Source organism: Streptomyces sp. NPDC058662 (assembly GCF_042716255.1).
In the GTDB taxonomy this organism is placed as follows: Bacteria; Actinomycetota; Actinomycetes; order Streptomycetales; family Streptomycetaceae; genus Streptomyces.
In genome coordinates, this window is record NZ_JBHXRU010000149.1 from 1 (window position 1) to 7,825 (window position 7,825).

The following is a 7,825-nucleotide window of genomic DNA, read 5'->3' on the forward strand; positions in this document are numbered from 1 at the left end:
GCGACATCCTGTGGCTCGCGGCCCGGGTCGATCCGGCCGGCGCCCGTACGTCCGCCCCGGCCGCCCCCGCGCCGGCCGGGCCGGCGCCCGACCCCGGCACTCTGCCGCCCGCGGCCGGGCCTCCGGGCGGCGGACCGGTCCCCGGCGAACCGCCCGTGGAGCTCTTCCCGAACACCGCGCCCGGCACCGGCGGGAAACCGGCCGACACCGCCGCGGGCCGCCGCGGCACGCCCCTGCGGCTTCCCCGCACCGCCGCCCTCGACGACCCGCTCGGCCTGATGCGCGCCCTGCGTCCGCTCGGCCGCCGCTCGATCGGCGGGCCGGGGGACGAGCTGGACGAGCAGCTCACGGTGGAACGCAGCATCGAGCGCCGGGTGCCGTTCCCCGTCCTGCGCCCCGCCGAGAGCCGCTGGCTGGACCTGGCCCTGGTGGTCGACGCCCACCCCTCCATGCTGCTGTGGGCCGACCTCGTGGACGAACTGCGCCTGGCGCTGACCCGTAGCGGTGTGTTCCGCGACGTACGGACCTGGCAGCTGACCGGGACCGGATCCGGCGGCACCCCCGGGCTCCGCCACGGTCGGGGCGGACCGTCCCGGCGGCCCGCGGAACTGGCCGACCCGGCGGGGCGGCGGCTGATCCTCGTCCTCTCCGACACCGTGGCGGGCGGCTGGCGGGAGGCGCCCGTGCAGGGCGTGCTCACGCAGTGGGGCGCGCACAACGCGGTGGCCGTGCTGAACGTGCTGCCCGAACGGCTCTGGACGCGCGGAGGGGTCGAGCCCGTCCCCTTCGCCCTGCGCGCGGACCGGCCGGCCGCCGCCACCCGCGGCTGGAAGCGGGTCCCGGTCGTCCGGCGGGCCCGCGGTGCCGCCGCCCGAACCGCCGGTGCCGGTGCCGGTGCCGGTGCCCGGAGCCGGTCGGGGGGCGGGCACGGCGCGGCCGCCGTGGTGCCGATGGTCGGGCTCGCGCCGGAGAGCCTGGGCCGGCTGGTGCGCGTGGTGGCCGGGGACGGGAAGTGGCGCCGCCTGGCCTGCCTGCGGCTGGACGCGGAACGCGGCGGACCGCCGCGGGACGACGCCGAGGCCGCCGCGAATCCCGACGGGGCGGACGGCGGCGGGCCGGACGGCGGCGCCACCGGGCTGGAGGCGGTGGAGCGGTTTCGCGCCAGCGCGTCCCCCACCGCCCAGCGGCTCGCCGCCCACCTGGCCGCCGTACCGCTGACCCTGCCGGTCATGACCCTGGTCCGACGCTCCCTGCTGCGCGACGCGGAGCACGGGCACCTGGCCGAGGTCGCCCTCGGCGGCCTCTTCGCGCCCTGGACGGCCGAACAGCGCCCGGAGGAAACGGAGTTCGAGTTCCGGCCCGGGGTACGGGAGGCCCTGCTCGGCTCCCAGCTGCGCGGGGACGTGGCCGCCGTACGGGAACTGGTGCGCAACCGGGTCTGGGAGTACATGTCCCGCAACCGCGGCGGCGGCCCGGACTTCTCGGCGACCCGGGTCACAGCGGGGCAGCCGGGCCGCCGGCCGGTGGCCGAGGGGGCGCTGCCGTTCGCGGCGCGGCCGGGCTCCGCTCCGGATGCGCAACCGGATCCGCATCCGGATCCGCCGCCGGATCCGGGTCTCGGGGAGCGCGTCGTGCGGGTCCGCTTCGAACCGGCGCGCGAGTACCAGGAGGTCGGCATCCTGCTGACGCCCCGGCTGGTGCTCACGGTCGGGGACGACCGGCTCGGGGCGAACGCGGTCGCCTGGGTCCGGGCGGGCCACCGGGAGGCGCTCTGCCACCCCGCGTGGTGGGACGACGCGTCCCCGCGGGTGTTCCTGCTGGTGGCGGACCGGGACCTGGCGGATCCGGCGGCCTGGCCCGGTCCGCTGCCCTGGGCGAGTCCGCCGCCGGGCCCGGAGCGGGTCCGGGTCGACGGCTCCCCGGACCAGGGGGAGCCGGTGTCGCTGACGGGCGAGGTCGTGCCGTACCAGCGGGCCCGCAACGGCGAGCTCGTCCGGCTGTCCGCCGAGCCGGACGGCTGGACGCACTACCGGGGCGGACCCGTCTGCCGCGCCGGGGAACTGCTCGGTGTCGTGCACGGGGTCTGGGCGGACCGGATGGTGTTCCTGTCGGGGCACGCCCTGCTGGAGCAGCCGGGCTTCAAGGCCGTCCTGGACGCGCACACGACGGCGCCGGGGTCCGGGGAGCCGGGGGCGGCGGTCTCCCTGACGGTGACGGCCCGAGCGGAGGCGGGCGCCGAGGCGGCTGACGGGACGCGTCCGGCGGCCGTCCTGGTCCGGAAGCTGATGGACGACATGCAGGTGCGGGGGGAGGTCGTCGAGACGGACGTACCCGCGCGCCTGCTCGTCACGGTCGAACCGCCCGGAGCCCTGGCGGAGGCCGGCCGGCTGCTGTCCGAACTGCCGCGCCGGCTGGCCGGAGCCGCGGCGACGCCCCTGCCGCCGCCGGTCAACGTGACGGTGGACGAGGGCCCGACCGGGAGCGAGGGGGCGGGCCGCCCCCTCGCCCTGGCGCGTGAGGAGGCGGTGCGCCTCGCCGACGTCCCGGAGTTCCGGCGGCGGCCGTGGCCCCTTCCGCGCTCCCTCCCGCTCCGCCTCGTGCTGTCCCCGGCCCTCTACCGGGACCTGCGCACCCTGCTTCCGCCCGCCGTGCGGGCCGGCCTCGTCCCCCTGGGCCGCGGGGCCGGGGGCTGGCTGTGCGTCAGCGACCCGGTCGAGCTGGCGCGGGCACTCGTGGAAGTCGCCCGGACGCGGGACACCGGCCCGGACTGGCCGCACTGCGGGCTGGTCACCTCCGACTCCGACGCGTCCGGCTGCCCCGGGATCCTCCTGCCGGGCTTCGGGAGCTGCCTGGCCCACCTGCCGGACGCCGAACAGGAGGTCTTCCTCGCGACACTCGGCCCCGGATCCCCGGTGGACCTGCGGGGCACGACCTTCCGGCACCGCCTGCTCCAGCGGGTGCTGGACGCCGTACGGGAACCGGGCACCCGCCGCGTACGGCTGGGGCGGGCCGAGTTCGGCCGGGCGCGGTTCGTGGACGACTGGAACGCCCGGGGCGCCGAGTTCTCGGACCGGGTCTCCTTCGACCGGGCGGCCTTCCAGGGGCGGGCCCTGTTCCACGAGGCGGCCTTCGGGGGGCGGGCCTTCTTCGACGGCGCCGTCTTCGAGCGGTCCGCGGCCTTCGACCGGAGCCGCTTCGAGCGGGCCGCCCGGTTCCGGGGCGCGGTCTTCGGCGGCCCCGCGGGTTTCACGGACGCCGAGTTCCTCGCCGAAGTGTCCTTCGCCCGGGCGGCCCTGGAGGACCTGGCGGAGCTGGACGGGGTCAGGGCAGCCGGGTCGGCTGACTTCACCGGTACCGCCTTCCGCGGGCCGACCGTGCTGAGCGGGGCGGTCTTCGCCGGAGCGGCCGTCTTCTCGCACGCCACGTACGAGGACGGGCTGCTCGCCGCCCGGACCGTGTTCGAGGGCCCGGTCGCCTTCGACGCGGTGGACTACACCGGCCGGGTGCGCTTCGACGACGTGCGGTTCCTGTCCGCCGCGGACGCCGAACTGCCCTTCGGGGACCGGCCGGACCGCTGGGAGGTGGAGCGGCTCCCGGACCGTGTGTTCCGCCTGCGCCTGCTCGACGCGGACGAGGGCGAGGACCGCGGGGGCGCGGACGAGGACGGCGGCGGGGGCGGGGGGCCGGGGCCGCCCCGGGAGTGACCGGGCGGCCCCGCCCCCGGCCCTCACGCCCCGGGGTGCGCGCCTTCCAGCGGGCGTCCCGCGCGGCCGTCCGCGGTGGCCGTGGCCAGGCTCGCCTCGATCTCGTCCAGGGCCCGGCGGGCGGTCGCGATCCGGTCCCGTACATCGGCGCCCCCCGGCTCCGCGCCGGGATCGGGGGTGGTCGGCGCGCGGTGGGCCTCGTCCTCCATCTCGCGTGCCTCGTCGAGGGAGTTGAGGACCACCCCGATGAGGACGTTCACCAGCACGAAGGAGGCGAACAGGGCGTACGAGGCGTAGTAGACGAGCGTGAGCCGGGAGATCTGCAGCCCCGCGCGGACGGCGTCGGTGAGGCCGTCGAGCGTGGTGAGCAGGAACAGGGTCAGCGCCGCGCGGCCGAGGGAGCCGAAGTGCTGGGGGTCGGAGTCGGCGAAGCACACCCAGCCGACCATCGCGTACACGTACAGCACCAGCGCGCCGACGAACAGGAAGCTCGCGGTGCCGGGCAGGCTGCGGCCGACGGCGATCAGCAGGATGCGCAGGTGCGGCAGGAACCGCGCCGTGCGCAGCACCCGGGCGAGCCGCAGCAGCCGCAGCAGGGTGGTGTTCTCGCGCACCAGGGGGACGAAGGCAGAGGCAACGACCAGGAGGTCGAAGAGGTTCCAGGGATCGCGGAAGAATGCTTTCGGCCGATCGGCGCAGGCACCCGCGCGCAGCAGCATCTCCAGCGTGAACAGCGCCAGGCAGCAGTACTCCGCCGCCTCCAGCGCCGCCCGGTGCTCCCGGGCGAAGCCGCTGTAGGTCTCCACTCCCATCAGCGCCGCGTTGAACAGGATCACGCAGAAGACGGCCAGCGCGAAGCCGGGTGCCTCCGTGGCCACCCGGCACCGTGCCGCCAGCTTCATCCGACCGCGTCCGGCCGGTTTCGGGTCTGCCATCGTGCTCCTCGTACCTCGTGCTCACCGCGGGCCGATCCCCGACGGGGCGGCGGTCGCTCCTACTAACGCCCCACCCGCGCTCGGGTTTCACCACAAGCGCCCCCGAATGCGCCCGCGCGCGGGCGCACTCCCCGACCGCGCTCCAAGTCCGTTGCGTGAGGGCCCGGTTGATCCGTGCTCGGCTCGGCCGGCCGGACCCCGCCTGGTCCAAGGGCTCCGCCTCGGGACGGACCGCCACCGCCCCGGCGAAGCCCGTGCCGCCGTCCGAGAGCCGACGTACCCTTGATCGGGAGGCCGGCTCGCCGGACCCGTCCAACGGCGTCGAAGGGACCACCCCATGCACGGGGCCAGCTTGTCGGCCATCAGCGACCTGCACATCGGCTACCGGGAGAACCGCGAGTTCACCGAGGCGCTGCGGCCCCGTTCCGACGGGGACTGGCTCATCGTGGCCGGCGACATCACCGAGAACTACGCCGACTTCGAGTGGGCCGTCAAACACCTCGCCGGACGCTTCGCCAAGGTCATATGGGCCCCGGGCAACCACGAGCTGTGGACGCACCCGTCCGACCCGGTCGACCTGCGCGGGGTGGCCCGGTACGAGCGCCTGGTGGAGCTGTGCCAGGAGCACGGCGTGTCCACCCCGGAGTGCCCCTACCCGGTGTGGCGGGGGGCGGGCGGACCGGTCACGGTCGCCCCGCTGTTCCTGCTGTACGACTACTCCTTCATGGCGCCGGGAGCCACCACGGTCGAGGAGTCGCTGCGCATCGCGTATGACGCCGGCGTGGTGTGCAGCGACGAGATGCTCCTGCATCCGGCTCCCTACCCGGACCGGGCGGCCTGGTGCCACGCCCGGGTGGAGCTGACCCGGGCCCGCCTCCGGGCCGTGCCGCAGGACCAGCGGACCGTACTGGTCAACCACTTCCCCCTGCTGCGCGAGCACACCCGGATCCTGCGCTACCCCGAGTTCGCGCAGTGGTGCGGTACCGAGCTGACGGCCGACTGGCACCGGGAGTTCCGGGCGGCCGCGGTGGTCTACGGGCACCTGCACATCCCCCGGGTGACCTGGCACGACGGGGTGCGGTTCGTGGAGGCCTCGGTCGGCTACCCCCGCGAGTGGCGGGGCCGGGCCACGCGGCCGGGCCTGCGGCAGATCCTGCCCGTCCCCGACATGGAGGAGGGGTTCCGGTGATCACCGAACTGGTGCCGGCGGCGGTGGCCGCCGCATGGCGGCTCGACGACTCCGAGCCGGTGTCCCTGTTCCCGGAGGAGGCCGCGGCCGTCGCGAACGCCGTGGACCGGCGGCGCCGGGAGTTCTCCACCGTACGGCTGTGCGCGCGGCTGGCGCTGAGCGCGCTCGGCGTGCCGCCGGTGCCCCTGGTCCCGGGGCAGCGCGGCGCGCCGAGGTGGCCGGAAGGGGTCGCCGGAAGCATGACGCACTGCGAGGGGTACCGGGCGGCGGCGCTGGCCAGGACGGCCGACGTGTGGTCGCTCGGCATCGACGCCGAGCCGGCGGGACCGCTGCCGGAGGGCGTCCTCGACGCGGTGTCGCGGCCCGGGGAGCGCCGCCACCTGGCCGAACTCGGCGCGCGACGACCGGACGTGGCGTGGGACCGGCTGCTGTTCAGTGCCAAGGAGAGCGTCTTCAAGACCTGGTACCCGCTGGCCCGCCGCGAGCTCGGGTTCGAGGAGGCGGAAGTGGACTTCGCGCCCGACGGCTCGGGCCGGGCGGGGACGTTCACCGCACGGCTGCTGGTGCGGGGGCCGGTAGTCGGGGAGAGCCGGCTGGAGTGCCTCACCGGCAGGTGGGCAGCGCGCGACGGACTGGTGCTGACCGCCATCGTCCTGCCGCGGCAGCGGAGTTGAGGGCGGCCGTCGACCGCTCCGGGGACAGCACCTCGGTCCCCTCTCGGCCGTTGGCCCGAATCCAGCCATATAGCGTTTCGGCCACGTTGAAAACTTGACTGAGGACTTGGCTCATGTGTCACTGGTGAGCGTGGTATTCGCGATCATGGTCGCGTCTCGGTCCGGGTGCGGGAGGGCATCCGGGGCGGCGGCGCCGGGGGTCCGTTTTCGGTCTCGGAATGATCGCTTGCAAGGCCTTTGGTGATCTTGTAATGGGGGAAGCGATGCGGTTTCGCATACTGGGTCCGCTGGAGGTCGTCGACGGTGACCGGGTGGTGGGGCTGGGGGGGACGAGACAGCGCGCGACCCTCGGGTTCCTGCTGCTCCACGCCAACCGCGTGGTGGCCAGCAGCCAGTTGATCGAAGCGCTCTGGCCGGCGGGCAAGGCGCCGCAGTCGGCGCGGAAGATCCTGCAGAACTCGGTGTGGCGCCTGCGCCGGGCGCTGAACCTGAGCGAGAGCGCCTCCGGTTCGGTGGCGCTGCTGAGCCAGGCGCCCGGGTACATGCTGCGGGTCGATCCCGACCGGACCGACCTCCACCATTTCAAGCGCATGGTGGAGCAGGGGCGCGCGAAATTGGCCGAGGGATACCCCGAGGCCGCCACTCTCCCCCTGCACGCCGCCCTCAGTCTCTGGCGCGGTCCCGTCCTGGCCGATCTGGTCGAGGCGGGAATCGACTGGCCGGAATTGATATCCGTCCAGAATGCGCGGCTGGACGCCCTGGAGGACTATTTCGAGGCCGAATTGGCGTGCGGACACCATTACCGGGTGCTCGTGGAACTGGAAAGGACCGTGACCACCGAGCCGCTGCGGGAAAGACTGCTGGGGCAGCTCATGCTCGCGCTCTACCGCTCCGGCCGGCAGACGGACGCGCTGGAGGTCTACTACGGCGCGCGGACCGTGATGGTGGAGCGGCTGGGCCTCGAACCGGGGCACCAGTTGCAGGCGTTGCAGCACGCGATCCTGATGCACGACCCCGAGCTCGTCCCGGACGGCATACGCCGGCAGCTGGAGCAGCGGATGACGGGCGCGGCCGCCGCCCCCGGCCCGGCCCCGGAGGCGGCCCGCGACCCGGCCCCGGACGCGGCGCCCGTACCGGCCGCGGCCTCCGTACCCCTGCCCCCGGCCGCGTCGGTACCGCCTCCCGCCGGGGCGGACTCCGACGGGGGCGGGCACCCGGAACGGGCGGCGGGAGGGAGACCCGCGGCGGCGCCCCTGCCCCGGACCCTGGTCGCGGAGCGCAAGGAGGTCAGCGTCCTCATCGCCCGCGTCGAGCCCGTGCGGG

Annotated in this window: 5 protein-coding genes; 4 read left to right on the top strand and 1 reads right to left on the bottom strand. The window is 75.4% G+C overall.

Features of this window, described 5'->3' with window-relative positions; genetic code table 11:
* The coding region (locus ACFWUQ_RS29840) for an SAV_2336 N-terminal domain-related protein (RefSeq protein WP_384544226.1) at positions 1 to 3,704 on the top strand (3,704 nt) is incomplete at its 5' end.
* 23 nt (positions 3,705 to 3,727) lie between these two features.
* On the opposite strand, the gene ACFWUQ_RS29845 is transcribed toward ACFWUQ_RS29840, so the two are convergent.
* Positions 3,728 to 4,639 carry an ion transporter gene (locus ACFWUQ_RS29845; RefSeq protein WP_384544228.1) on the bottom strand — a complete coding sequence of 304 codons (912 nt, stop codon included), beginning with the start codon at positions 4,637 to 4,639 and terminating at the stop codon, positions 3,728 to 3,730.
* Between the two features lie 337 nt (positions 4,640 to 4,976).
* Between ACFWUQ_RS29845 and ACFWUQ_RS29850 the strand changes: the two genes are divergently transcribed.
* The 3 genes from ACFWUQ_RS29850 to ACFWUQ_RS29860 all read left to right on the top strand — a co-directional run.
* Positions 4,977 to 5,828 (top strand): metallophosphoesterase family protein, encoded by an 852-nt coding sequence (locus ACFWUQ_RS29850; RefSeq protein WP_384544230.1) that lies wholly within the window; start codon positions 4,977 to 4,979, stop codon positions 5,826 to 5,828.
* Positions 5,825 to 6,502, top strand: coding sequence for a 4'-phosphopantetheinyl transferase (locus tag ACFWUQ_RS29855; RefSeq protein WP_384544232.1), 678 nt, complete (start codon positions 5,825 to 5,827; stop codon positions 6,500 to 6,502). Before ACFWUQ_RS29850 ends, ACFWUQ_RS29855 begins: the two co-directional genes overlap by 4 nt.
* A gap of 263 nt (positions 6,503 to 6,765) precedes the next feature.
* The coding region (locus ACFWUQ_RS29860) for a BTAD domain-containing putative transcriptional regulator (RefSeq protein WP_384544233.1) at positions 6,766 to 7,825 on the top strand (1,060 nt) is incomplete at its 3' end.